22 protein-coding genes are annotated in these 24630 nt (G+C 69.7%); 6 read left to right on the top strand and 16 right to left on the bottom strand.

Annotated features, from left to right (window positions below; translation table 11 throughout):
• Positions 1-112 precede the first annotated feature (112 nt).
• Positions 113-1465 (bottom strand): ATP-binding protein, encoded by a 1353-nt coding sequence (locus C6569_RS19050; protein ID WP_106750352.1) that lies wholly within the window; start codon positions 1463-1465, stop codon positions 113-115.
• Between the two features lie 15 nt (positions 1466-1480).
• Positions 1481-2218, bottom strand: a complete 738-nt coding sequence (locus C6569_RS19045) for a response regulator (RefSeq protein ID WP_106750351.1) — start codon at positions 2216-2218, stop codon at positions 1481-1483.
• 171 nt (positions 2219-2389) lie between these two features.
• Between C6569_RS19045 and C6569_RS19040 the strand changes: the two genes are divergently transcribed.
• The 6 genes from C6569_RS19040 (at position 2390) to C6569_RS19015 (ending at position 8304) form a co-directional block, all read left to right on the top strand.
• Positions 2390-2731 (top strand): hypothetical protein, encoded by a 342-nt coding sequence (locus tag C6569_RS19040; protein ID WP_106750350.1) that lies wholly within the window; start codon positions 2390-2392, stop codon positions 2729-2731.
• 26 nt (positions 2732-2757) lie between these two features.
• The gene (locus C6569_RS19035) at positions 2758-3537 is read left to right on the top strand and encodes an outer membrane protein (protein ID WP_106750349.1); all 780 of its coding nucleotides are present in this window, start codon (positions 2758-2760) and stop codon (positions 3535-3537) included.
• 64 nt (positions 3538-3601) lie between these two features.
• Positions 3602-4000, top strand: coding sequence for a DUF2946 family protein (locus C6569_RS19030; RefSeq protein ID WP_106750348.1), 399 nt, complete (start codon positions 3602-3604; stop codon positions 3998-4000).
• Between the two features lie 73 nt (positions 4001-4073).
• Complete coding sequence (locus C6569_RS19025) at positions 4074-6170, top strand: TonB-dependent receptor family protein (RefSeq protein ID WP_106750347.1); 2097 nt, start codon at positions 4074-4076, stop codon at positions 6168-6170.
• A gap of 71 nt (positions 6171-6241) precedes the next feature.
• Complete coding sequence (locus tag C6569_RS19020; protein ID WP_106750346.1) at positions 6242-7342, top strand: energy transducer TonB family protein; 1101 nt, start codon at positions 6242-6244, stop codon at positions 7340-7342.
• 14 nt (positions 7343-7356) lie between these two features.
• Positions 7357-8304, top strand: a complete 948-nt coding sequence (locus tag C6569_RS19015) for a DUF1775 domain-containing protein (protein ID WP_106750345.1) — start codon at positions 7357-7359, stop codon at positions 8302-8304.
• Positions 8305-8329: 25 nt separating this feature from the next.
• On the opposite strand, the gene C6569_RS19010 is transcribed toward C6569_RS19015, so the two are convergent.
• The 14 genes from C6569_RS19010 to C6569_RS18945 form a co-directional block, all read right to left on the bottom strand.
• Positions 8330-9469 (bottom strand): acyl-CoA dehydrogenase family protein, encoded by a 1140-nt coding sequence (locus tag C6569_RS19010; RefSeq protein ID WP_106750344.1) that lies wholly within the window; start codon positions 9467-9469, stop codon positions 8330-8332.
• An 83-nt stretch (positions 9470-9552) separates the two neighbouring features.
• On the bottom strand, positions 9553-10734 hold the full coding sequence (locus C6569_RS19005; RefSeq protein WP_106751140.1) for an ABC transporter substrate-binding protein: 1182 nt from the start codon (positions 10732-10734) through the stop codon (positions 9553-9555).
• Between the two features lie 106 nt (positions 10735-10840).
• The gene (locus C6569_RS19000; RefSeq protein ID WP_106750343.1) at positions 10841-12700 is read right to left on the bottom strand and encodes an AMP-dependent synthetase/ligase; all 1860 of its coding nucleotides are present in this window, start codon (positions 12698-12700) and stop codon (positions 10841-10843) included.
• 108 nt (positions 12701-12808) lie between these two features.
• Positions 12809-13582, bottom strand: a complete 774-nt coding sequence (locus C6569_RS18995; protein WP_106750342.1) for an ABC transporter ATP-binding protein — start codon at positions 13580-13582, stop codon at positions 12809-12811.
• The gene (locus tag C6569_RS18990; RefSeq protein ID WP_106750341.1) at positions 13579-14382 is read right to left on the bottom strand and encodes an ABC transporter ATP-binding protein; all 804 of its coding nucleotides are present in this window, start codon (positions 14380-14382) and stop codon (positions 13579-13581) included. Before C6569_RS18990 ends, C6569_RS18995 begins: the two co-directional genes overlap by 4 nt.
• A complete protein-coding gene (locus tag C6569_RS18985) occupies positions 14379-15455 on the bottom strand; it encodes a branched-chain amino acid ABC transporter permease (protein WP_106750340.1) in 1077 nt (358 codons plus the stop codon). Before C6569_RS18985 ends, C6569_RS18990 begins: the two co-directional genes overlap by 4 nt.
• A gap of 4 nt (positions 15456-15459) precedes the next feature.
• Positions 15460-16335, bottom strand: a complete 876-nt coding sequence (locus tag C6569_RS18980) for a branched-chain amino acid ABC transporter permease (protein WP_106750339.1) — start codon at positions 16333-16335, stop codon at positions 15460-15462.
• A gap of 95 nt (positions 16336-16430) precedes the next feature.
• Positions 16431-17297 carry a beta-keto acid cleavage family enzyme gene (locus C6569_RS18975; protein WP_106751139.1) on the bottom strand — a complete coding sequence of 289 codons (867 nt, stop codon included), beginning with the start codon at positions 17295-17297 and terminating at the stop codon, positions 16431-16433.
• A 145-nt stretch (positions 17298-17442) separates the two neighbouring features.
• A complete protein-coding gene (locus C6569_RS18970; RefSeq protein ID WP_106750338.1) occupies positions 17443-17871 on the bottom strand; it encodes a DoxX family protein in 429 nt (142 codons plus the stop codon).
• Between the two features lie 150 nt (positions 17872-18021).
• Positions 18022-18789: an enoyl-CoA hydratase/isomerase family protein gene (locus C6569_RS18965; RefSeq protein WP_106750337.1), complete on the bottom strand. Its 768-nt coding sequence runs from the start codon at positions 18787-18789 to the stop codon at positions 18022-18024.
• Between the two features lie 12 nt (positions 18790-18801).
• Positions 18802-20823 carry an acetyl/propionyl/methylcrotonyl-CoA carboxylase subunit alpha gene (locus tag C6569_RS18960; protein WP_106750336.1) on the bottom strand — a complete coding sequence of 674 codons (2022 nt, stop codon included), beginning with the start codon at positions 20821-20823 and terminating at the stop codon, positions 18802-18804.
• A gap of 2 nt (positions 20824-20825) precedes the next feature.
• On the bottom strand, positions 20826-22445 hold the full coding sequence (locus C6569_RS18955; protein WP_106750335.1) for an acyl-CoA carboxylase subunit beta: 1620 nt from the start codon (positions 22443-22445) through the stop codon (positions 20826-20828).
• A gap of 304 nt (positions 22446-22749) precedes the next feature.
• Positions 22750-23397, bottom strand: coding sequence for a glutathione S-transferase family protein (locus C6569_RS18950; protein ID WP_106750334.1), 648 nt, complete (start codon positions 23395-23397; stop codon positions 22750-22752).
• Positions 23394-24557: an acyl-CoA dehydrogenase family protein gene (locus C6569_RS18945; RefSeq protein WP_106750333.1), complete on the bottom strand. Its 1164-nt coding sequence runs from the start codon at positions 24555-24557 to the stop codon at positions 23394-23396. The genes C6569_RS18950 and C6569_RS18945 overlap by 4 nt, the downstream gene beginning before the upstream one ends.
• Positions 24558-24630 lie beyond the last annotated feature (73 nt).

The following is a 24630-nucleotide window of genomic DNA, read 5'->3' as shown; positions in this document are numbered from 1 at the left end:
GGCCGCGCGCATGCTCTCCCCGAGATGACGTGGCCCGAGGGACCCGAGGCCGGAGGCGGACCCCTCCGGCCTCCCCCGCGACCGGACGGACAATGCCGGAAGGTCCGCCCCCTCAGGCGGTTCTGTCCGCGTCGCGGGTCAGCGGCACCGTGAATTCGAGCCGCGCCCCGCCGGTCGGCGCATCGCCGACCCGCACCGATCCGCCGAGGTCGTCGGCCACCTTGCGGACGATGGCGAGGCCGAGGCCGGCGCCTCCGGATTCGCGGTTACGCGAGGTCTCGAGCCGCAGGAAGGGCTCGAAGACGCGCTCGCGGTCGGCGGGCGGGATGCCCGGCCCATCGTCGTCGACGATGAGGGTGGCCCACCCGTCTTGCGTCGCGATCCTGACCCAGGCGTGGGGCGCGTAGCGCAGGGCATTGGACAAGAGGTTGATGACGGCGCGGCGCAGCGCCAGGGCGTCTCCGGCCACGGTCACGTCGTCGCCGGTCTCCACCTCGAAATGCACGGTGCGTCCCGCGGAGGTCAGACTCTGGCACTCCTCCCCCACCAGTGCGACGAGATCGACCAGCGCGACGTCGCGGGCCGGCGGCACCGGCCGGGCGAGCTCCATCGTGTTCTCCAGCAGCGCCTCCATGGAGCCGAGATCGGCGAGTGCGGCGTCGCGGGCGGGGGCCGGCGGCAGCGCCTCGATCCTCAGGCGCAGACGGGCCGCCACGGTCCTCAGGTCATGCGACATGGCGCCGAACATGAAGCTGCGGGACTGGACGAGGGAGGCGATGCGCTCCTGCATGGCGTTGAAGGCGCCGGCGAGCCTCCTGAGATCGGGAGCGCCCCGGGGCGTCACCTTCTGCGGCTTCACCGTCGCCGCGAAGGATTCCGCCGCGGTGACGAGCTCGCCCACCGGCCTGACTTCCCGCCAGACCAGCATGAGCCCGGCCGCGGCGATGACGAAGCCGAGCCAGCCGGCGGCGATGCCGACCGGCAGGCCGAACAGCCGGCGCGGCACGCGGCCGCGGCCGCGCACCAGCAGGTGGTCGCCGTCGTTCAGCAGCACGGCGATGGAGAAGGGCCGGAGCCCATAGAACCAGCGCGCCCCGATCCGCGCCCAGGGCCTGAGGTTCTGGTCATGGGCGACGATGCTGACCTGGCGGCCCGCGAGGGCGGGTTCGAACCGCTGGAGGATCGCGGTCGCCTGGGGAGAGAGCACCGTCTCCGGGCGGGGGGCCTCCGAGGTGATGGTGATCTGCGTGTCGGGGCCCTCCACCGCCCGCTCGATCGTGTCGCGGAACTGCGGCGAGGTCTCGATGAGCGTGACGATGGCGGCGACCTGGGCGGGCAGCGGAAAGCGCGAGTCGACGTCCTCCGGCGCGGTCATGTTGATGACCGCAAGCGCGACGAGCTGAAAGGCGACGAGGCTCGCGGCGAGGACGAAGAGGATGCGCGCGGCAAAGCCGAGGCGGAACATGGCGCCTCCCTTTCGTCAGGCGTCCTGCACGGGGGACGCGAACATGTAGCCGCCGTTGCGGACGGTCTTGACCAGGTGCGGCGGCGCGCCGGCCTCGGTGAGCTTGCGGCGCAGGCGGCTGACGACGATGTCGACGGCCCGGTCGAAGGCCGCGGCCGGGTCGGCCCGCGTCAGGTCCATGATCTGGTCGCGCGACAGGACGCGGAAGGGCCGGGTGGCGAGGCAGGCCAGCACGTCGAACTCGCCGGTGGTGAGGTCCACCAGCAAGCCCGCGGGCGAGACGACGCTGCGGGCGCCGAGGTCGAGGATCCAGCCCTGGAAGGCGACGCGGCTCTCGCCGTCGGAGACGCGGCTGCCGCGGCGCAGGATGGCGCGGATGCGGGCGACCAGCTCGCGGCTGGAAAAGGGCTTGGTGACATAGTCGTCGGCGCCGAATTCGAGGCCGAGAATGCGATCGACCTCGTCGCCGCGGGCGGTGAGCATCAGGATGGGAAAGGGGTGGCGGTCGCGCAGCCGGCGGCAGATCGACAGGCCGTCCTCGCCGGGCAGCATGACGTCGAGGATGACGAGGTCGGGCTGGAAGCGGGTCAGCTCGCGGTCGAGCGCCACGCCGTTCTCGGCCGTCGCCACCATGAAGCCGGCGGCCGTGAGGTGGTCGCTGAGGAGCTCGCGCAGGGCGCGGTCGTCCTCCACCACCAGGATGGCGCGCTGGTGGACGGGAGGGGCGGCGGTGGTGGCGGGGCTCGGCTGCATCGGATCGTCTCGGCCCGCCGAGGATGCGGGGCGCCGCGCGCCGCCGCAAGGGCCGGAGGCCCCGTGAAAAAAACCGAAACAAAGCGAAGCCGCGCGAGACGGCGGCGGAATGGCGGCGCCACCGGGCCATGGCGTGATGGGGCCATCGCAACCCCGTCCAAGGAGACGACGATGCCCCTCAGCCCGACCGCCGGCCGCAGCCTCGGCGCCGCCGCCCTCGCCCTCACCGCCGCTCTTCTGGCGCCCGCCTCCTCCGCCCGGGCCCAGACCGTGATCATCGGCCGCCCCTACTACCGTCCGCCGGTCGTGGTCGTCCGGCCGCCCGTGGTGGTCGCGCCCTATCGCCCCGTCTATGTCGCGCCCTATCGCCGCGTCTATGTGGCGCCCCGGCCGGTCTATCGCGGCCCGGTCTATGGCCCGCGCCCCTACACCGTGACCCGCTATCACGGTCCGCGCTGCAGCGGCGTCGTCGTCCGTGGCCCCTATCGCGGCGGCGCCGCGGTGCGCTGCTGATCCCGGCGCCGGAACGAGGACCCGTCATGTTCCAGTCCCTGCGTCTTGCGGCCGCCGTGGTGGCCGTCCTCAGTGCCCCCGCCATAGGGGCGGACATCGCCCGCATCGCCCCGCCGCTGCCGCCCCTCCTGCCATCGCCTCCCCCGGTCTGGGTCTGGACCGGCTTCTACGGCGGCGCCAATGTCGGCTATGGCTGGGAGAACGCTTCGTCTCCCACCTTCTCCGGCTCGTCGCCGCTCATTCCCGTGCTGCAGGGCATGGCGACCGACGGCCTGCGCTACGAGGGCCAGGGCGCCCTCGGCGGCGTCCAGATCGGCTACAACCACCTCGTCTGGCCGCGCGTGGTGGTGGGCGTGGAGACGGACATCCAGCTCGCCGGCATTCGCCGCTCCGGCCAGGCGACGAACGTGCTCGGCACGGGCGTCGCCGGCGACTTCTCCCGCTCCACCGACTGGCTCGGCACGCTGCGCCTGAGGGCCGGCTTCCTGGCCACGGAGCGTGTGCTGGTCTATGCCACCGGCGGCCTCGCCTATGGCGGCGCGCGGTTCGCGGCGAACGCGACGGACGGGCTCGGGCAGAGCGTCTCCGTCTCGCGATCGGAGACGCGGTTCGGCTACACGCTGGGCGCCGGCACCGAGGTGCTGCTGACGCGCAACGTCTCGGTGAAGGCGGAATATCTCTTCTACGACCTGGGCAAGGTGCGGGCGACCGCCGCCGACCTCATCCCCGGCACGCCGTCCGACGCGGCGGCGGAGATCCGCGCCAGCGGCCACGTGCTGAGGACCGGCGTCAACTACCGGTTCTGACGCGCCGCAGCCAAGCCGGGCGGGGAGATTGACTCCGCCCGGTCCGCGGCGGTAGCTCAACCGCATGTGGCTTTTCCGTGGCGATCGTTTCCGGGCGGCGCGCAGCATCCTGGCTGCGACGCTGGTCTATGTGATCGCCGCGACGGGCCTGCTCGGCTCGGTGGCGCGGGCCGCGGGCGGCCTCGACTCCTCCGGCTTCGTCGTCATCTGCACCGTGGACGGCCAGTCCATCGGCCATGACGGCAGCCAGCCGGCGACCAAGGCCTCGGCCGCCCATCACTGCGGCCTGTGCAACGCCACCGCCTGGGACGATTCGCGCATGCCGTCGCTCGCCGGCACGGCCGTCGAGGCGCCGGTGGCGCCGCGCGTCCCCGGGCGCAGCTATGATCCCATCCTGCCGGCCCACGCCTTCGAGGGCTGGCTCGGCACGCGCTCCCCGAGAGCCCCGCCCGCCTTCGCCTGATCACGACCTCTCCCCCGGCGCGCGGCCCCTCCGGCCGCCGCCTGTCGTCATCTCGCGCTCCAAGACATCCATCATGACCCGATTCAACCTGCCGCGCGCCGGGCTCGTCGCCCTTGCCGCCGCCTCGCCGCTCGCCATCGCCACGGCCATGGCCCAGACCACCGAACTGCCGACCATCACCATCGAGGGCCAAGCGCCCGCCGGCTCCGGCGGAACCCTGACCTCGCCGTCGCTCGCCGAGCAGCGCCGCGCCGTCAACAGCACGGCCGGCTCGGTCTCGCACATCGACGCCGAGACCACCCGCAACACCTATGCGACCAATCTGCGCGACGTGCTGCAGGACACGCCCGGCGTCCTGGTGCAGAACCGCTACAGCCAGGAGGTCCGCCTCTCGATCCGCGGCTCGGGCCTCGCCCGCGCCTTCCACACCCGCGGCATCGAGATCCTGCAGGACGGCGTGCCGACCAACCTCGCCGACGGCTCCGGCGACTTCTACCAGATCGACCCGCTGGCGCTGCGCGCCATCGAGGTGTTCCGCGGCGGCAACGCCCTGCCCTTCGGCTCCTCGACACTCGGCGGCGCCATCAATTTCGTCACGCCGACCGCCCGCACGGCGACGGCGCCCAACGTCTTCAGCCTGGAGGCCGGCTCCTTCGGCACGATCCGCGGCCACGGTTCGGTATCGCGCGTCATGGGCGACTGGGACTTCCACGCCTCCGGCACGGTGACCCATTCCGACGGCTGGCGCGCCCACGAGCAGCAGACCCTCGGCCATTTCAACGCCAATGTCGGCCGCCGCATCTCGGACCGGGTGGAGACGCGCTTCTACTTCGGCGCCTACTACACCGACGTGAAGCTGCCGGGCTCGCTCACCTACGGACAGGCGATGAGCAATCCGCGGCAGGCGGCCGCCTCGGCCGTCTCGGGTGACCAGGCGCGCAACACCTATGTGCAGCGTTTCGCCAACGTCACGTCCATCAAGCTCGACATCGGCCAGCTCGACATCACCAGCTGGGCGATCCACAAGCACCTGAACCACCCGATCTACCAGGTGCTGGACCAGGACGGCTGGACCTACGGCATCTCGCCGCGCTTCACCGGCTCGTTCAACCTCGGCGGCTACCGCAACGACCTCGTGGTGGGTGCCCGGATCTTCGCCGGCACCAACCAGGCTCTGCAATATCTCAATGCCGGCAATGCCGTGCGCGGCGCCCAGACGGTCGATGCCCGGCAGAACGCCGCCAATTACGAGGCCTGGTTCGAGAACCGGTTCTTCGTGCTGCCGCAGCTCGCGCTCACCGCCGGCCTCAAGGGCTATGTGGCGAAGCGCGAATACTCCGGCACGATGAACATGAACACGACGCCGGTCGCCGTGGATACCGGCGTGACCTATTCGGGGGTGAACCCTCGGGTCGGCGTGTTGTGGGAGCCGGTCCGCGACGTGCAGGTCTTCGCCAACGTGACGCGCTCGTCCGATGTGCCGGACTTCTCCGACCTGACGCAGACGACGGCGACCACCACCGCCTTCGTGCCGCTGAAGGCGCAGACCGGAACGACGGTCGAGATCGGAACCCGCGGGCGCTTCGGCGCCTTCTCCTGGGAGGCCACCGCCTGGCGCGCCGAACTGAGGAACCAGATGCTCCAGTTCAACACCGGGCCGGGAATTCCCGCTTCGACCTTCAACGCAGACCGCACCCGGCTGCAGGGCGTCGAACTCGCAGCCAGCCTGGATCTGTCGCGCAACCTCACCGGCAACGGCGACCGGCTGACCCTGAAGCAGGTCTGGACCTGGTCGGACTTCCGCTTCGTGAACGACGCCAGCTACGGCAACAACCGCCTGCCGCTGACGCCGGAACACGTGCTGCGGACGTCGCTGACCTATGCCCATCCGGCGGGGTTCTCGATCACACCGTCGGTCGACATCGTGCCGCAGGGCGCCTTCGTCGACTATGCGAACACGTTCCGCGTGCCGGGCTATGCGCTGTTCAACGTCAGCGCCAGCGCCAGGCTACCGAACGGCGGCGAGGCCTTCGTCGACATCCGCAACATCGCCGACAAGCGCACGGTCTCCGACTTCGCGCCGGTCGTTCTCTACAATGCGGCGACCACGTCGACCTTCTATCCGGCAACCGGCCGCAGCCTCTATGGCGGCGTGCGCGTGAAGTTCTGATGTTATGATGTTACACCCCGGCCGGATTCCCGATCCGGCCGGACGCTCCCCTTCGCGAGAACCCGAGGCCCATGCTGCTCGACAGCGCCATCCGCGAGAGACGTGACGACCCGCCGGACGGCGGGACGCTGCCGGTCGCGCCGGTGCGGATGGGGGCTGGCGCGGACGGTGAAGCACCGCCGGTGCGGATCACAGACGACCTGCCCGGCGACGTGCCGCCGTTCACCCTCGTTCCGGACAAGCCGGCACCCGCGCCGCGGGCCGCGAGCCGCTGGCTCTCGCCCGCCAGCGGCCTCGGGTCGGTGTTGCTGCACGGGGCGGCCCTCGCCACCTTCCTCGCCCTCGCCACGCCGAAGGTCCCCCAGGCCGACCTGCCGTCGGTGGAGGTTGAACTGGTCGAGCCCGACGCCGAACCGCCGGCGGCGGCCGCCGCTCCCGCCGTTCCTGCCGAGACGCCCCCCACCGAAACGCCTCCGGCCGAGATTCCCCTGCCGGCGCTCGAGGACATGCCGCTGCCGGCCGAGCTGACGCCGCCGGAGCCGGTGTCCGAGCCGCCAGACGTCGACCTGCCACCGGCCGACACCGCGCTTCCGCCTCTCCCCGCCGAGCTGACCGCGCCGGCCCCGCCGGCCGTCGATCCGGCGACCGTCACCATCGACCCGCCGCCGGTCGCGGAGCTTCCCCTGCCGGCCGAGCTGACGCCGCCGCCCACGCCGCGGGTCGAGCCGGTGCCGCTTCCACAAGCGACGCCGCCGGTTCGGCGCGAGCCCGCGAGGCCGCCTGTCCAGCGGGAGCGGACAGAACGCCCGCCGCCGCGCCGGCAGCCGCCGCCGGCTGCCCGTCCGCCTTCCGCCGCCTCGGCAGGCCGCGGCGTGACCTCGCAGAGACCCGCCCGCAGCGCGACGCCGCCGCCGAGCTATCTCGGCCAGGTGATGGCCCGGCTGCACCGTGCCAAGCCGGTCGGCACCGGCCAGCAGGGCCGCGCCGTGGTGCGCTTCTCCATCCTGCGTTCCGGTGCGGTCGGCGCGGTCGGCCTCGCCGTGTCCTCCGGCAACAGCGCCGTCGACCAGGCCGCGCTCGCCATGGTGCGGCGCGCCGCACCCTTCCCGCCGCTGCCGGCCGAATTCGGTCCGGCCACCATGCCCCTCACCGTTCCCGTCAACTTCCGCTGATCCGAGAATTTCCCATGAGACATGCCCTTCTCGCCGGCCTTCTGCTCGCCGCTTCCGCCATCCCGCCGGCCCTTGCCCACGTGACCCTCGAGCGGGGCGAGACGGCACCGGGCTCCTACAAGGCGGTGCTGCGCGTGCCGCACGGCTGCGGCACGCAGGCCACCACCGGCATTGCCGTGACGATCCCGGAGGGCGTGCATTCGGTGAAGCCGCAGCCGAAGCCCGGCTGGACGCTGGCGACCACCGTGCGGCCCTATCAGCGTGCCTATGTCAATCACGGCCGCGAGGTGCGCGAGGGTGTCGCCGAGATCGCCTGGTCGGGCGGGTCGTTGCCCAACGAGCATTACGACGAGTTCGTCTTCGTCGGCCAGGTGGACGCCTCGCTGGCGTCGGCCGGCCAGATCTACTTTCCCGTGGTGCAGACCTGCGCCAACGGCGAGAGCCGCTGGACCGAGATCCCCGCGGCCGGCAGTCAGGCCCGTCTCGCATCGCCCGCCCCGGTCCTGCGGATCGCGGCGGCCGGTGCCCCGGCCCATGCGGCCTCGACCATGCGGGCGGGCACGCTCACCATCGCGCAGCCCTGGGTCCGCGCGACCCCCGGCGGGGCGCGGGTCGCCGGCGGCTATCTCACGGTGACGAACGGCGGCAGCGCGCCCGACCGCCTCGTCGGCGGCAGCGCCGCCTTCGCCGAACGCGTCGAGATCCACGAGATGGCGACGCAGAACGGCGTCATGACGATGCGGGCCCTCGGCGGCGGCCTCGTCATCGCGCCCGGCCAGTCCGTGGAGCTGAAGCCCGGCGGGCTGCACGTCATGTTCATGGGGCTGCGGACTCAGCTCACCGAAGGCCGGAGCGTGAAGGTGACGCTGGAGTTCGAGAAGGCCGGCAAGGTCGAGGTCGAGATGGCAGTGGGCGGGATCGGTGCCCGCGCGGCGCCGGCCGGCGAGCATCACCACCACTGACGGCGGAGGGGGCCGGAGCGCCCCCTCACAACCCCATCTGGCGGCTGGCGAGATCCTTCATGATCTCCTCGGTGCCGCCGCCGATGGCGTTGACCTTCACCTCGCGGTAGATGCGCTCGACCTTGGCGCCGCGCATGTAGCCGGCGCCGCCGAAGATCTGCACGGCCTCCGAGGCGCAATGGGCGAGGGTCTGGGTCGCCTGGTTCTTCAGCAGGCAGATCTCCGCCACCGGATTCTCGCCCTGTTCCAGCCGCCAGGTGAGCAGATCCAGCCAGGCCTGGGAGGTCTCGACCTTCTGGTGCATGTCGACGAGCTTGTGGCGGATGACCTGGTGCTGGGTCAGCGGCTTGCCGAAGGTGACGCGCTGGCGCGCATAGGCCGTGGCCTCGTCGAGGCAGACGCGGGCGAGGGCGATGCAGCCCGCCGCCATGGTGATGCGCTCGTGGTTGAAGTTGCGCATGATGATCTTGAAGCCGGCCCCCTCCTCGCCGAGGAGGTTGCCGACAGGTACGTGCACGTCGTCGAAATGCAGCGTCGCCGTGTCCGAGGCCCACCAGCCCATCTTCTTCAAAGGGGTGCGGGTGAAGCCGGGACATTCGCGCTCGACGACGAGGAGGCTGACGCCGCCGGGACCCTCTCCTCCGGTGCGCACCGCCACCGTGTAGAGGTCCGCCCGCATTCCCGAGGTGATGAAGGTCTTCTCGCCATTGACGACGTAGTGGTCGCCGTCGCGGCGGGCGGTGGTCCTGAGGTTCGCGACGTCAGAGCCGCCGCCGGGCTCGGTGATGGCGAGCGCAGAAATGGTCTCGCCGGCGAAGATGCCGGGCAGGAGGCGGGCCTTCAGCGCCTCGGATCCCGCATTGACGATGGGCGGCGTGCCGATCGCGTGGCTCATCAGGCTGGCATTGATGCCGCCGGCCCCGTGACGGGCGAGCTCCTGGGTGGCGATGATCCACATGAATCGGTCGGCGGGGGTGCCGCCGTATTCCTCCGGAAAACCGAGACCGATCAGGCCGATGGCCGCCGCCTTGCGGTAGAGATCGCGGGGGAATTCCTCGGCCTCGTCCCACTGGCTGGCGAAGGGCTCGATCTCGCGGGCGACGAAGCGGCGGACCTGATCGCGGAAGGCCTCGTGGTCGGCCGTGTGGAAGGGATGACGGGCCATGGCGGCTCCCGACGGCGGGGCGCCGTCATGCTGCGGACGAGAGACGCCGCCGGCAGGGCCGGCGGCGTCGGGATAGGTCGGCGTCAGTTGGTCGGCGCGGCGCCGGCCAGCCAGCTGCGGGTCACGACCCAGCGGCCGTTCTGCACCTGCGACAGACGGGCGTCGTTGTTGCAGAGCCGGTTCTGCGCGGTGATGTTGCAGGGCCGCGTCTCGAAGGGCGTCTGGGCCGGCGGGTTGGTCTCCACCGCGCGCAGGAAGCTCTCCACCGTCAGCGCCTGGCCCGCCTTGTTCGCCGACTGGAAGAAGGCGTCGCCGATCTGCCAGCCATAGGCGGAGAAGACCGTGGGGTCCTCGCCGAACTTGGCCTTGTAGCGGGTGGCCCAGTCGCGGATCTCCTGGCTCGGATCGTCCGGATAGGGATGGGCGGTGGTCATCATGGCGTAGAAGCCGTTGGCGACCGGGCCGCCGAGGGCCGGGATCAGGTGCGTGTAGGCGGCGGAGGTGCCGACGAAGGTGGCGTCGAGGCCGACCTTGCGCGCCTCGGCGAGCACGCCGACCGTCTCGCGGATGATGGTGCCCATCAGGACGAGGTCGCAGTTGGCCGCCTTCATGCGGGCGACCTGCGAGGAGAATTCGGTGGCGCCGCGCTTGTAGGTGGTGCGCTCGACATAGGTCTGGTTGACCGTGCCGAGGGCGGTCTCCCCGCCGCGCATGACCTCGAGGCCGAATTCGTCGTCCTGGTAGACGACGCAGACGCGCTTGGCGTTCTTCTCCTTGATGATGTCCGGCAGGGTGGTGCGCACCTGGTCGAAATAGGAGGCGGCGAAGGCGAGCTTCAGCGGGGTGGGCGGCATGTACATTTCACGCGCCGCGGTGACGGGGAAGAAGTTCGGCACGTTGCGCTCGAACTGGATCGGCATCGCCGCCATGTTCTGCGCCGTGCCGATATGGCCGACCATGGCGAAGATGCGGTCGGAATTGACCAGTTTCTGCGCGGCGAGCAGGGCCTTGCGGGGGTCGTAGGCGCTGTCCTCGACGATGAGGCGGACCTGGCGGCCGTGGATGCCGCCGCGGGCGTTCAGCTCCTCGAAATACATCTGCAGGCCGTTGCGGGTCTGCTTGCCGTAGGCGGCGAGCGGGCCGGACAGGTCCTGGATCGTGCCGAGGGTGATCTGGTTGGCGGCGACGCCCTGGGTCTGGGCGAACGCCGTGCCGGCGGCAAGGGTCGCCGCAAGCGCAAGGCCTGTGGTCAGTGACGACTTCATGGTTTCCTCCATCTGGTGGGCCCTGTTGGTCCGGGGCTTGTTCTGTTCGGCCGGTCGGGCGGCCTTGAGCGGATGCTAGTCGAAAGACCGCGGCGCCGGTAGCCGGTCAGGCCGCGGCGCTGCGGTACATGCCGGCGATGAGGTCGGCATATTTCTTCTGCACGAGGTTGCGCTTCAGCTTCATCGTGGGGGTCAATTCCTCATCCTCGGCGGTGAGCCGCTGGTCGATCAGGCGGAAGGTCTTCACCTGCTCGACGCGGGCGAACTTGGCGTTGACCCGGTCGACCTCCGACTGGATCAGCGCGACGACCTCCGGGGCCCGGCACAGGCTCGCATAGTTGGAGAAGGGGATGTCGTTGTCCTGGGCGAACTTCTCGACGTTCTCCTGGTCGATCATCACCAGCGCCGTGAGATAAGGCATCCGATCACCGATGATGACGGCGTCGGTCACGTAGGGCGAGAACTTCAGCTCGTTCTCGATCTCGGAGGGCGTGATGTTCTTGCCGCCGGCAGTGATGATGATGTCCTTCATCCGGTCGGTGATGCGGAAGAAGCCCTCGTTGTCGACTGTGCCGACGTCGCCGGTATGGAGCCAGCCGTCGACGATGGTCTCGGCGGTCTTCTCCGGCTGGTTCAGGTAACCCTTGATGATGGTAGGACCCCGGGCGAGGATTTCGCCCCCCGGGCCGATCTTCATCTCGATGGCGCTGGTGGGGCGGCCGATCGTGCCGGGCTTGACCTTGTCCACCGGCACGACCGAGCCGGCGCCCGAGGTCTCGGTCATGCCCCAGACCTCGAGCATCGGCACCCCAAGGGCGAAGTACCAGCGGATGAGGTCGGGCGAGATCGGCGCGGCGCCGGTGACGAGGAACCGGCAGCGATGGATGCCGATGGCCTTGCGGACGTTGTTCAGCGCCAGCCAGCGGCCGAGCGCCACCTTGATGCGCAGGGCGGGCGGCACGGGCCGTCCCTCGATCAGCAGTTCGGCAGCCTCGCGTCCCTGCTCGATCGCCCAGCCATAGAGCGCCCGCTGCAGCGGCGTCGCTTCCTTCAGGCGGATCATCACGGCGGAGTAGAACTTCTCCCAGATGCGCGGCACCGCGAAGAAGATGGTGGGCGCGATCTCGCGCACATTGTCCGGAACGGTCTCGGGGTTCTCGACGAAGTTCAGCGTCGCCCCGGAATAGAGCGCCAGGAACTGGCCGCCGACGCGCTCGGCCACGTGGCAGAGCGGGAGGAAGGCCATGCGCTGGTCGTCCTCGTTCTGGCGGATCGACTCGTTGGAGATGACGGCGATGGCCGAGAGGATGTTGCGATGGGTGATCATCGCGCCCTTCGGCTTGCCCGTGGTGCCGGAGGTGTAGACGAGGATGGCGAGGTCCTCCGGGCCGCGCGAGGCGAGACGGCGGTCCCATTCAGCCGGATCGGCGGCATCGGCCTCGCGGCCGAGGGCGCGCAGGGCGTCCAGCGTCATCACCTGCGGGTCGGAGAAGTGGCGCAGGCCCTCGGTCTCCATGACGATGATCCGGGCGAGCGAGGGCACCGCGTCGCGGACGGCGAGGATCTTGTCGAGCTGCTCCTCGTCCTCGACGAAGACGAAGCGCGAGGCGGAATCGGCGAGGAGATATTCGCACTGCGGCGGGGCGTCGGTCGGGTAGATGCCGTTGGAGACGCCGCCGGCGCAGATCACTCCGTAGTCGGCAAAGGACCACTCTTGCCGGGTGTTGGCGAGGATGGAGGCAACGTCGCCGGGCTTCAGGCCGAGGGCGACCAGACCCATGCCGATCTCGCGCACGACGGCGCCCATGGCGGTCCAGCTCGTCTCCTTCCAGAGGCCGAATTCCTTCTGCCGGACGGCGACCTTGCCCGCGCGCTGGCGCACCGCCGCGGCGAAGACCTGGGAGACCGTGTCGCCGGGCGGAATGGCGGCGGGGCGAATGGCCTGGTTCGGCCAGATATCAAACATGGCGGCCTCCCGAGCAGAGGGATCTGCGGGTCGCATGGCGGGGTGGGAGTGCCGGCCGCTCGCACCGAAACGGGATCATGCCGGGGAAGAGAGGTGCCGCCATCGCCGTCACCGCCACATCTTCTTCTTCTTCCAGCGGCGTTCGCCGCGGACCCCGGCCTCCTTCTGGCCGAGGTAGAATTCCTTCACGTCGTCCTTCTCGGCGAGCACCGCGGCCCTGTCCTCCATGACGATGCGGCCGAGCTCGAGGATGTAGCCGTAGTCGGCGGTGGCCAGCGCCAGCGCGGCGTTCTGCTCGACCAGGAGGATGGTGACGCCCTCCTCGCGGTTGATGCGCTTGACGATGGCGAAGATCTCCTGGGTCAGCTTCGGCGAGAGGCCGAGGGACGGCTCGTCGAGGAGGAGGAGATCGGGCCGCGACATCAGCGCCCGCGAAATGGAGAGCATCTGCTGCTGGCCGCCGGAGAGGAGGCCCGCATCCTGCTCCGAGCGCTCCTTCAGGATGGGGAAGTAGCGCTCCATCCGCTCGATGTCGCGGGCGACCTCGTCCCGGTCGGAGCGGGTATAGGCGCCCATCAGCAGGTTGTTGCGGACCGACAGGAGCGGAAAGACCTCGCGGCCCTCGGGCGCCTGGCTGAGGCCGCGACGGACGATGTCGGCGGGGTCGCGGCGCTCGATATGTTCGCCTTTGAAGAGGATGGAGCCCTTCTGCGGGTCGAGGATGCCGGAGATGGTCTTGAGGATCGTCGTCTTGCCGGCGCCGTTGGCGCCGAGCACGGTGACGATGGAGCCCTTGGGCACGGAGAGCGAGACGCCGCGGATGGCCTTTACCGCCCCGTAGGCGGCTTCCACGTTGGCGAGGGTGAGGATGGGCTCGGTCATGACGCGGCCCTTTCCGCCACGGCCTCGGCCGCCGCCGGCGTGCCGATATAGGCCTCGACCACGGCCGGGTGGTGCTGCACCTCGGCGGGCGATCCCATGGCGAGCACGCGGCCCTGGTTCATCGCCATGACCCGGTCGGAGACGCGGGAGACGAGGGTCATGTCGTGCTCCACCATGACGACGGTGATGCCGAGGTCGCGGGTGATGTCCTCGATCCAGAAGGCCATGTCCTCGGTCTCCTCGACGTTGAGGCCGGAGGAGGGTTCGTCCAGCAGCAGGAGCTTCGGGCGGGTGCAGAGGGCGCGGCCGAGCTCGACCACCTTGCGGGCGCCGTAGGGCAGCCCGGCGACGGTGGCGTCGCGGTGGACCGCGAGGTCGAGGAGGTCGATCACCTCCTCCACCTTCTCGCGCAGCGCGACTTCCGCCCGCTTCACCGAGGGCAGGAAGAGCGCCTCGGCGAGCGGGTTGGTGGTGCGATGGACATGGGCGCCGATGAGGAGGTTCTGCAGGACGGTGGCGTGCTCGAAGAGCTCGATGTTCTGGAAGGTGCGGGCGATGCCGAGCCCGGCGACCCGGTGCGCGGGAAGCTTCGTGATCTCCTCGCCCTCCAGCATCACCCGGCCGGCGGTCGGGTTGTAGATGCGGCTGATGATGTTGAAGACGGTGGTCTTGCCGGCGCCGTTCGGGCCGATGATGGTGAAGACCTCGCCCTTGCCGACGGTGAAGCTCACCCCGTCGACGGCCTTGAGACCGCCGAACTGCACCGCGATGGATTCGGCCTCGAAGAAGGGCGCGCTCATTTCAGCCGGTCCGATTTCTGGAAGGCCTTCTGCCGGCGGAACATGCCCTTCCGGTAGAAGGGGAAGAGGTCGAAATAGGCCCGCGTCTTCAGCCAGGCGCCGTAGATGCCGAGCGGCTCGAAGAGGACGACGAGGATCAGCACCGCGCCGAAGACGGTGGGCTGAAGGCCCGTGGCCTCGGCGAGGAAGGCCGGCAGCAGCGGCTTCACCGCGTTGATCACCTGCGGCAGGGCGATGAGGAAGGCGGCGCCGTAGATGGCACCGTGGACCGAGCCGAGGCCGCCGATGACCACCATCATCACCAGCTCGATCGACTGCACGACGGTGAACTGGTCGGGCGAGAGGAAGCGGATGTTGTGGGCGTAGAGCGCGCCGGCGACACCGGCGAAGGCGGCGGAGATGGCGAAGGACAGCGTCTTGTAGAAGGCGAGGTTGACGCCCATCGACTGGGCCGAGATCTCGGAATCGCGGATGGCGACGAAGGCGCGGCCGGTGGGCGAGCGCAGCAGGTTGACGACGATCAGCGTCGCGGCGAGGGCGAAGGCGAGGCAGAGATAGTAGAAGCTCGGCCCGTCGGCGAAGCGCCAGCCGAAGAGGCTCACCGGCGGCACCATCAGACCGGCATTGCCGCCGGTGACGTGCTCGGCGCGGGCGATGATCTCCTCGATGATGGTGCCGAAGGCGAGGGTGGCGATGCCGAGATAGAGCCCCTTCACCCGGAGCGCCGGCAGGCCGACGATGATGCCGACGACCGCCGCGAAGAGCGCCGCCGCCGCGACGCCGACGACGAAGGGCACGCCCGCCGTCACCAGCACCCCTTGCGTATAGGCGCCCACCGCCATGAAGGCGGCATGGCCGAGGGAGAGCTGGCCGGTGAAGCCGGCGAGCAGCATGAGGCCGAGGGCGACGATGGCGTAGATGCAGACCTGGGAGAGCTGGGTCAGGACATAGGGCGAGACGAAGGCCGGCGCGACGAGCAGCAGCGCCATGAGCAGGCCGTACCAGAAGACCTGGCCGCCGTGCTGGACGAGCTCGATGTCCTGCTCGTAGCGCGTCTTGAAGATGAAGCGCATGGCGTCAGACCTTCTTCGCCAGGCGCTCGCCGAACAGGCCGTTCGGCTTGAGCACGAGCATGGCCAGAACGACCATGAAGGGCGCCGCGTCCTTGAAGCCCTCCATCAGGTAGAAGCCGGCGAGGGATTCCACGATGCCGATGATGAGCCCGCCGACGATGGCGCCGGGCAGGGACGTGAAGCCGCCGATCACCGCGGCCGGGAAGGCCTTGATGCCGATGAAGCCCATATTGGCGTGGATGAAGGTGAGCGGCGCCAGAAGGATGCCGGCGATGGCCGCCACCGCCGCCGAGATGGCCCAGATGAGGCTGGAGAGCCGCTTCACCGGAATGCCCATGTAGTAGGCCGCCAGCTGGTTCTGGCTCATGGCCTGCATGGCGATGCCGATCTTGGTGTAGCGGAAGAGCGCCGCGAGCAGGCCGCAGAGCACGACGGTCACGGCGATGATGACAAGGTGCTCGGCGGAGATGACGAGCCCGCCGAAGCGGAACACCTCGCCGCGGAAGGGAACGGGTAGGCTGTGGGTGTCGGTGCCGATCACCGGGATCATGGTGACGAGCCCGCGGGCCATGTAGCCGAAGCCGATGGTGACCATGACGATGGCGACCGCCGACTGGCCGAGAATGGGCCTGAGGATGATGCGTTCGTTGAGGAAGCCGATGAGGGCGGTGACCGCCATGGCGACGATGATCACCGCCCAGTAGGGCATGCCGAGGGTGGTGGCGGCGAAGAGGCCGGCGAAGCCGCCGATCATCAGCAACTCGCCCTGGGCGAAGTTTACCGTCTCGGTGGCCTTGTAGATGAGCACGAAGCCCAGCGCGATGAGGCCGTAGATGCACCCCTGCGCGAGCCCGCTGATCACCAGCTGGATGAACTGCACCTGCCCTCTCCCTGGACGGCGTTTCCCGATGTTCTTTCACGGCCGGTATTCCGGCTCGTAGGCACGTCTCGGCTCGAAGCCTTGCCGCAATCGGCTCAGGCCGCAAGCCTCAGGATGGCCCGCGCCTCGGCGGGGCCGGCGACCTCGCGGCCGGTGGCGCGGACGAGGCCGGCGATCTCCTCGATCAGCGGTCCGTTGGAGGCGACCTTGGCGCCGTCGGCCCGGTAGAAGGTGTCCTCGAGGCCGGTGCGCATGTGGCCGCCGAGTTCGGCGCAGCGCCGGTGCAGCGCCCAGATGCCGGCGCGACCGATGGCGGTGACCTGCCAGTTGGCCTCCGGCGCCTTGAGCTTCAACAGGATGGGCAGGAGGTCGGGATCGGCGGGCATGCCGGATTCGACCCCCATGACGAAATTGTACTGGAGCGGCGCGGTGGTCATCCCGGTGTCGCGGTACATGGCGACGGCGCGGACGATGCCGGTGTCGAAGCACTCGAATTCCGGCAGGGTGCCGGTGCCCTTCATGACGTCGAGATAGGCCTTCACCTTCTCGACCGGGTTGTCGAAGAGCATGGGCGGCCAGGCCCAGGTGCCGTCCGCCTTGACCTTCAGATAGTTCAGCGAGCCGGCGTTGCAGGCGGCGATCTCCGGGCGCGTCTCGCGGATGCAGGCGAGGGCGCCGGCATAGTCGGGCCCGACAACGCCGGAGGTGTGGTTGATCACGACGCCGGGGCAGGCGTCGCGGATGGCGGCCTGCACCTCGGCTGACAGAGCCGGGTCCCAGGAGGGCAGGTGGCCCTTGCCCTCGCCCTGCTGGCGCAGGTGGATGTGCATGACGGACGCGCCGGCGTCATAGGCGCGCCGCGCCTCGGCCGCCATCTCGGCCGGCGTCACCGGCACCGAATGCTGATTCGGGTCGGTCAGGACGCCGTTGAGGGCGCAGGTGATGATGGCCTTGTCGCTCATCGTCTGGGGCTCATGGTCCGCCGCCTCGGGTAGGTCGGCGGCCATGTTCCGATCCGCGGGACGCGTCGTCTTGCGTTAAGCGGCTAGGCGCAAATGGAAAGCCGCCGCGGGACGGCGGCGGCTTCCGGTTCCCGGCGGGGCCGGATCAGGCGTGGGCGGGGCGGGCGAAGAGGCCGAACAGGCCGGGCTCGCGCTGCCAGGCATCGGCCGCCACCGCCAGGGACATGAAGCCCCAGAAGGCGAGATACTCGATGCCGCCGCCGGCCCAGAACCAGCCGAGGCCGCGGGTCGCCACGATGGCATAGGCGGCCACCGCCAGAAGGCCCGCGGAGACGACGCCGAGATACTTCGTGCCGACGCCCAAGATCAGGCCGATAGCGCAGACGGCTTCCATCACCATGGCGAGGAGCACGAAGAAGGCCGGCGGATGGAAGCCCGCCTTGGCGAAGAAGGCGACCGTGCCGGCATAGCCGGTGATCTTGCCGATGACATGAGGAATGTAGAACAGGCCGCAAAGAACACGGACGGCATCCATCGGACGCCTGACGTCAAAATTCGGAGTGAAATCGGACATGGGACTGCCTCGGTCGGCTCGCCCGCCGCGCCATTGCAGCGGGGAAACGAGGCGGATCATGACCTGCGGAGCGGCCCGGCCGATTGAGCGAGGTCAAGCGGGAACCTTGCGCAAACGCCTGTTTTCAATCGCGTTTTCGCACGATCAAGCTCAGCGCCAGACGGGCTTCCGTTTTTCCTGAAAGGCCGCGATGCCCTCCTTGGCATCCTCGGTCGCGGCGGTGAGCGCGATCTGGCCCTCGGTGAAGGCTATCGCTTCGTCGAAGCTCATGGCGTGGATGGCGCGCATCGCATATTTGCCGCGGCGGATCGCCATGGGCGACTTGTCGGCCAGCCGGCCGGCGAGCCAGGCAACCTTGTCGTCGAGCGCGCCCCGCGGCACCACGTGGTTGAGGAGGCCCGCGGCGCGCGCCTCATCCGGCGTGAAGGGCTCGCCGGTGAGGCACCATTCCGCCACCAGTCGGCGGGGCACGATCTGCTGCAGCAGGCTCAGCACCTGCATGGGGAAGACCCCGACCTTCACCTCCGGCAGGCCGAAGACGACGTCGTCGGCCGCCACCGCCATGTCGGTCATGCACAGGAGCCCCATGCCGCCGGCCATGCAGGTGCCGTTGACGCGGGCAATGGAGGGCTTGGTGCCGTTCTGGGCGAGACGCAGGAGATCGGCATAGTCGCTGGTCGGCTTGGACAGGTCCTGGAAGAAGCTCTGGCCGCCGCCGAGATCGGCCCCCGCGCAGAAGGCCTTATCGCCGGCGCCGGTGAGGACGATGACCCGGATGTCGGGATCGTCGTGAGCGGCGTGCCAGCCGGCGGCGATGCCGGCGACCACCTCGGCGTTCATGGCGTTGCGCTTGTCCGGCCGGTTGATGGTGATGGTGAGTACGTGGCCGGATCTTGCGGTGAGGACGGCGTCTGACACGGGTGTTCTCCCTCAGGATGCCGTGGGCGTGATGGCGGCGAGCAGCCGGCCGGTGGTGACCTGCTCGCCTGCGGTGACGGCGACCTCGCCGACCGTGCCGGTGACAGCGCTGGCGTGGACATGCTCCATCTTCATCGCCTCCAGCGTCACGACGGGCTGGCCGGCCGTCACCGACTCGCCGGCCGCGACATGGACGGCGACGACGCGCCCGTTCATGGCGGCAAGGATGCGGCCATCCGAACCATCCGCGCCGGCGCGGCTGGCCGGAGCGCGGGTGAGGTCGCGGACGATGACCTGGTCGGGGCCGCGCTGGAGGAAGAGGCGATCACCGTCGCGCTGATAGGGGACCTCGTCGGCGACGCCGTCATGGATGAACCGGCACCGGGGCGTCTCCTTGCGAAAATCCGGCCGCATCTCGTCAAAGCGAATGACGTAGTCGGTGCCGCCATGGCTGAGGCGGCAGGTGCCGTCGCGCTCCTGCTGAACGGCGACGGTGTGGCGGCGGCCGTCGATCTCCAGGACCATCGGAATGGGCCATGGTGGCCCGAGATGACGGGGCCGATAGCGGTTGCGGTCGGGCGTCTCGTCATCATGCAAGACCGCCGCCGCGAGAACGGCATCCGGAAGGCCCTGCTGTTCCGGGCGCGCGAGGTCGGCGCCATGATCGGCGATGAAGGCGGTGGTCGCCCGGCCTTCGGCGAAGACGGGATGCGCGAGAGCTCGCGCCAGGAAGCCCTGGTTGGTCATGACCCCCAGGCTTGCGAAGCGGTCCAGCCAGGCCATGAGCTTGGCGCGCGCCTCCTCGCGGGTGCTCTCGTGGACGATCACCTTGGCGACCATGGAATCGTAGTAGGGTGGCACCTCCGCCCCCACGGCCATGGCGGTGTCGACCCGGGCATAGGGCTCGATACATTCCGGCCAGGTGTGGAAGCGGCCCGACTGCGGCAGGAAATCCTGCGCCGGATCCTCGGCGCAGAGGCGCACCTCGATCGTATGGCCGAAGGCCGGAGCCCGCGCGTCGTGCTGCGCAATCGCCTCGCCCGCGGCGATCATCAACTGCCACCGGACGAAATCCCGCCCGACATTCAGCTCGCTGACGCGATGCTCCACCTGCAGGCGGGTGTTCATCTCCATGAAGTAGAACTGGCCGTCGCGGTCGAGCAGGAACTCGAGCGTGCCGGCCCCCTCGTAGCCGAGCGCCTTCACCGCCTTGACGGCAACCTCGCCCATCCGGTGGCGCAGGTCATGCGAGACGGCCGGCGAGGGAGCCTCCTCGATCAGCTTCTGATGGCGGCGCTGGATGGAGCAGTCGCGCTCGCCGACGTGCCAGGCATTGCCATGGCGGTCGCCGAAGACCTGGATCTCGATGTGCCGCGGTGCCTCGATCGCCTTTTCGAGCAGCACCGTTCCGTTGCCGAAGGCATTCGCCGCCTCCGACCGCGCGCTGCGCAGCGCCTCGGCGAACCGGGCGGCTTCGCGCACCAGGCGCATGCCGCGGCCGCCGCCGCCCGCCACCGCCTTGATCATGACGGGATAGCCGATGGCCTCCGCCTCGGCCGCGAGGCGCTCGTCGGACTGGTCGTCCCCCTGGTAGCCCGGCACGACGGGCACGCCCGCCGCCTGCATCAGGGCCTTGGCGCGGGCCTTGTCGCCCATGGCCTCGATGGACTCAGGGGATGGCCCGACGAAAACGATGCCCGCCTCGCGGCAGGCGCGGGCAAAGGCGGCATTCTCGGCGAGAAAGCCGTAGCCGGGATGGATGGCCTCGGCACCGGTCGCCTTGGCGGCCGCGATGATGGCGGGGATGTTCAGGTAGGATTCGGCGGGCAGCGGCCCACCGATCAGCACGGCGCGGTCGGCGGCATGGACATGCCGGCTCCGCGCATCGGCGCTCGAATAGACGGCGACGGTCTCGAGACCCATCTCGCGAGCTGTGGCGAAGATGCGCAGGGCGATCTCGCCACGATTGGCGACGAGCAGCCGGCGGAACGGGGTGGCGACGACCGGCGGGGACGTGAGCGGGATGACGGTCATGGTCACGGCCTCGCCACCGAGAACTGCATGGGCACGGTCTGCCGGCGCGCCGCCTCGCGGCAGGTCGCGAGCGCTTCGGCGAGGACGGCGCGGGTGTCGCGCGGATCGATGACGCCGTCGTCGAGGAGGCGCGCCGAGGTGGTGAAGACGTCCATCTGGCTCTCGAAGAGTTCGGTGATCTGAGCCTTCATGGCGGCGATCTGCGCCTCGTCCGCCTCCTTTCCGCGCCGCGCGGCGCCGGCGCGGGTGACGATGGCCATGGTCTCGGCGGCCTGCTCGGCGCCCATGACCGCGGTGCGGGCATTGGGCCAGGAGAAGCAGAAGCGCGGATGGAAACCGCGGCCGCACATGCCGTAATTGCCGGCTCCGTAGGAGGCGCCGCAATAGAGGGTGATCTGCGGCACGGTGGCGTTGGTCACCGCCTGGATCATCTTGGAGCCGTGCTTGATCATGCCGGCCTCCTCATAGGCACGGCCGACCATGAAGCCGGTGGTGTTGTTGAGGTAGAGGATGGGGGTCTGCGACTGGCAGCAGGCCTGGATGAAGTGCGTCGCCTTGTTGGCGCCTGCGGGATCGAGCGGTCCGTTGTTGGTGATGATGCCGACGGGGTGACCCTCGATCGTGGCGTGGCCGCAAACGGTGGCCGGGCCGAAGCCTTCACCGAAGGCGAGAAAATTCGAGCCGTCGACGATGCGGGCGATGACCTCGCGCATGTCCACCGGGCGCTTCAGGTCGGCCGGCATGATGCCGAGGAGCTCCTCGGCGTCATGGAGCGGGGCCGCGAAGTCCCGCTCGCGGGGGGCGGGGTCCCGATTCCAGTCGAGGGAGGCGACGATCTCGCGGGCGATGCGCAGGGCGTCGCGGTCGTCCTCGGCGAGATAGTCGCCGAGGCCGGAGACGGTGGTGTGCATCTCGGCGCCGCCGAGATCCTCTTCCGAGGCTATCTCGCCGGTGGCGGCCTTTAGAAGGGGCGGCCCCGCGAGGAAGGCGCGGGTGCGGCCGCGCACCATGACGATGTAGTCGGAGAGGCCGGTCTGGTAGGCACCGCCGGCGGTCGAAGAGCCGTGGGTGACGGTGATCACCGGCAGGCCCGCCGCCGACAGGCGAGCGAGGTTGCGGAAGATCTGGCCGCCATGGACGAAATGCTCGACCCGGTAGCGCAGCAGGTTGGCGCCGGCGCTCTCGACGAGCTGGATGAAGGGCAGCCGGTTCTCCAGGGCAAGCTCCTGGACGCGGAGCTGCTTTTCGAGGCCCATCGGCTGGAGCGCCCCGGCATCGATGCCGGAATCGGAGGCCGAAATCATGCAGCGCACGCCGGAGACGAAGCCGATGCCGGCGATGACGCCGCTGCCGGGCACGCTCTTCTCAGGGTCGGCGCTGTCCATCAGGTAGCCGGACAGCGCGCAGAGTTCGAGGAAGGGCGCGCCGGGGTCGAGCAGAAGGCCGATTCGCTCGCGCGGCAGGAGCTGGCCGCGCTCGTGGAACCTGGGGCCTGCGGCGGCGGAGGCGCGGCGGGCGCGCTCCTCGAGGGCGCCGGTGCGGGCGAGCAGGGCGAGCATGGCCGCCCGGTTGGCGGCGAAAGCCTCGCCGGTCGGGGCGATGCGGGTCTCGATCACGGCCATGACGCGGCTCATTCCTCGCTCAAGTGCCGGCAGACTGGCGGGCGGGCGGCCACTCGTCTTGTGCGGAGTGGCTGATGCGGGGTTTGCGGGTGGTGCGGAGGACAATGACCTGGCGCAGGGACGGAAGAGGCCCCTCACCCTTCCCTCTCCCCGCGAGCGGGGAGAGGGGACTTCGACGTCCCGCCCCTTCTGTCTCCGCAGTGCCTGGCGCAACGGACGGATCGGAGTCGCGGCGCCAGAGCCCCCTCTCCCCGCTTGCGGGGAGAGGGTAGGGGTGAGGGGTCGGTAAAGCCTTGCCGCCGTCTCAGAAGCCCGGTTTCACGCCCTGTTCCGCGGCAGCCTTCCCCTGCGCGGCGAGCGCGCGACGATAGCCGTCGCGGGCCTTGAGGCGCTGCCAGTAGGCGGCCGTCTGCGGCTGGAAGTCCCTCGCGAGGCCGATTACCTCGGCCAGCATCAGCGCATAGCCCACCGCGATGTCGGCCACGGTGAACCGGCCGCCGGCCAGCCATTCGTGCTGCGTGAGATGGGCGTCGAGCATGCGCATCCGCCCGTGGAACCATTTGGCATAGTCATCGGCGACCTGCGGCTGGCGGCGCTCCGGCGGCTCGAACCGGCCGTAGCGCAGCACCAGGGCCTGCGGGAAGGTCAGCGTCGCGTCGCTCTGGTGCAGCCAGTTGAGCCAGAGGCCGTAGTCGGGCTCGTCCGGCCTCACTGCCAGAGGCGTCGGCCCGTGGCGCACGGCGAGATATTCGCAGATCGCCGCGGATTCGCTCATGCGGGTGTCGCCGTCGACGAGGAAGGGCACGGTGCCCAGCACGTTGACGTCGAAATAGTCCTTGGCGAAGGCCCGCGGCGGAAAGGGCAGCACCTTCAGCTCGTAGGGAAGGCCCATTTCCTCCAGCGTCCAGAGCGGCCGGAAGGAACGGGCGGACAGGCAGTGATAGAGGATCATTGGCGGTTGCTCATGCCCGGCAGGGTGCCCATCGCCTTGGCGATGATGGAGAGCATGACCTCGTCGGCGCCGCCGGCGATGGAGGTCAGGCGCGCGTCGCGATAGTAGCGGGTGACGGGCGTCTCGTTCATGTAACCCATGCCGCCCCAGTACTGCATGCAGGCGTCGGAGATCTCGCGGCCGATGCGCCCGGCCTTCAGCTTGGCCATGGAGGCCAGCGTCGTCATGTCCTCGCCGGCCATCATCTGCTCGGCGGCGCGGTAGATGAGCGAGCGCAGCAGCTCGACCTCCGTCTTCAGCTCGGCGAGGCGGAAATGCACCACCTGGTTGTCGAGGATGGAGCGGCCGAAGGCCTGACGGCCGCGGGTGTATTCGATGGTCTGGTCGATGATCCATTCGGCCGGCTTCAGGCAGGCCGCCGCGCCCCAGAGCCGCTCCTCCTGGAACTGCATCATCTGGTAGGTGAAGCCCTTGCCTTCCTCGCCGATGCGGTTGCGCTTCGGCACGCGCACCTCGTCGAAGAAGATCTGCGCCGTGTCGGAGGCGCGCATACCGAGCTTGTCGAGGGTGCGGGCGACGGTGACGCCCTTCTCCTTCATCGGCACGCAGATGAGCGACTTGTTGCGGTGGGCAGGTCCCTCGCCGGTGTTGGCGAGGAGGCAGATCCAGTCGGCCTGGGCGCCGTTGGTGATCCACATCTTGCCGCCGGTGATGACGTAGTCCTCGCCGTCCGAGCGGGCCGTGGTCTTGATGGAGGCGACGTCCGAGCCGGCGCCGGGCTCGGAGACGCCGATGCAGGCGACCTGCTCGCCCGCCACGGCGGGCGCCAGGAACTCACGCTTGACGTGGTCGGAGCCGAAGCGGGCGAGGGCCGGCGTCGCCATGTCGGTCTGCACGCCGATGGCCATGGGCACGGAGCCGCAATGGATGCCGCCCACCTCCTCGGCCATGAGCAGGGCATAGGAATAGTCGAGGCCCATGCCGCCGTATTCGACCGGCTTGTTCAGCCCGAGATAGCCGGCCGCGCCGAGCTTGCCGAACAGATCATGGGCGGGAAAGCGGCCCTCCGCCTCCCAGGCGTCGACATGCGGGTTGATCTCGGTGGCGATCAGCTTCTGCAGGCTGCGCCTGACCTCGTCGTGTTCGGCGGTGAACAGCATGGCGGCAACGGGCTCCGGTGGGTGTCCGGCGGCAAGGCTAGGGCCGGCGCGCGCCCGCCGGCTTGCGTGGACT

Source organism: Phreatobacter cathodiphilus, from assembly GCF_003008515.1.
GTDB classification, from domain to species: Bacteria; Pseudomonadota; Alphaproteobacteria; order Rhizobiales; family Phreatobacteraceae; genus Phreatobacter; species Phreatobacter cathodiphilus.
This window is presented reverse-complemented; position numbering and strand designations above follow the sequence as displayed.

What these genes read in the sequence shown, in the direction of transcription:
- C6569_RS19050 (WP_106750352.1), bottom strand. Translation starts at nt 1,465, where the DNA reads ATGTTCCGCCTCGGCTTTGCCGCGCGCATCCTCTTCGTCCTCGCCGCG.
- C6569_RS19045 (WP_106750351.1), bottom strand. Translation starts at nt 2,218, where the DNA reads ATGCAGCCGAGCCCCGCCACCACCGCCGCCCCTCCCGTCCACCAGCGC.
- C6569_RS19040 (WP_106750350.1), top strand. Translation starts at nt 2,390, where the DNA reads ATGCCCCTCAGCCCGACCGCCGGCCGCAGCCTCGGCGCCGCCGCCCTC.
- C6569_RS19035 (WP_106750349.1), top strand. Translation starts at nt 2,758, where the DNA reads ATGTTCCAGTCCCTGCGTCTTGCGGCCGCCGTGGTGGCCGTCCTCAGT.
- C6569_RS19030 (WP_106750348.1), top strand. Translation starts at nt 3,602, where the DNA reads ATGTGGCTTTTCCGTGGCGATCGTTTCCGGGCGGCGCGCAGCATCCTG.
- C6569_RS19025 (WP_106750347.1), top strand. Translation starts at nt 4,074, where the DNA reads ATGACCCGATTCAACCTGCCGCGCGCCGGGCTCGTCGCCCTTGCCGCC.
- C6569_RS19020 (WP_106750346.1), top strand. Translation starts at nt 6,242, where the DNA reads ATGCTGCTCGACAGCGCCATCCGCGAGAGACGTGACGACCCGCCGGAC.
- C6569_RS19015 (WP_106750345.1), top strand. Translation starts at nt 7,357, where the DNA reads ATGAGACATGCCCTTCTCGCCGGCCTTCTGCTCGCCGCTTCCGCCATC.
- C6569_RS19010 (WP_106750344.1), bottom strand. Translation starts at nt 9,469, where the DNA reads ATGGCCCGTCATCCCTTCCACACGGCCGACCACGAGGCCTTCCGCGAT.
- C6569_RS19005 (WP_106751140.1), bottom strand. Translation starts at nt 10,734, where the DNA reads ATGAAGTCGTCACTGACCACAGGCCTTGCGCTTGCGGCGACCCTTGCC.
- C6569_RS19000 (WP_106750343.1), bottom strand. Translation starts at nt 12,700, where the DNA reads ATGTTTGATATCTGGCCGAACCAGGCCATTCGCCCCGCCGCCATTCCG.
- C6569_RS18995 (WP_106750342.1), bottom strand. Translation starts at nt 13,582, where the DNA reads ATGACCGAGCCCATCCTCACCCTCGCCAACGTGGAAGCCGCCTACGGG.
- C6569_RS18990 (WP_106750341.1), bottom strand. Translation starts at nt 14,382, where the DNA reads ATGAGCGCGCCCTTCTTCGAGGCCGAATCCATCGCGGTGCAGTTCGGC.
- C6569_RS18985 (WP_106750340.1), bottom strand. Translation starts at nt 15,455, where the DNA reads ATGCGCTTCATCTTCAAGACGCGCTACGAGCAGGACATCGAGCTCGTC.
- C6569_RS18975 (WP_106751139.1), bottom strand. Translation starts at nt 17,297, where the DNA reads ATGAGCGACAAGGCCATCATCACCTGCGCCCTCAACGGCGTCCTGACC.
- C6569_RS18970 (WP_106750338.1), bottom strand. Translation starts at nt 17,871, where the DNA reads ATGTCCGATTTCACTCCGAATTTTGACGTCAGGCGTCCGATGGATGCC.
- C6569_RS18960 (WP_106750336.1), bottom strand. Translation starts at nt 20,823, where the DNA reads ATGACCGTCATCCCGCTCACGTCCCCGCCGGTCGTCGCCACCCCGTTC.
- C6569_RS18955 (WP_106750335.1), bottom strand. Translation starts at nt 22,445, where the DNA reads ATGGCCGTGATCGAGACCCGCATCGCCCCGACCGGCGAGGCTTTCGCC.
- C6569_RS18950 (WP_106750334.1), bottom strand. Translation starts at nt 23,397, where the DNA reads ATGATCCTCTATCACTGCCTGTCCGCCCGTTCCTTCCGGCCGCTCTGG.
- C6569_RS18945 (WP_106750333.1), bottom strand. Translation starts at nt 24,557, where the DNA reads ATGCTGTTCACCGCCGAACACGACGAGGTCAGGCGCAGCCTGCAGAAG.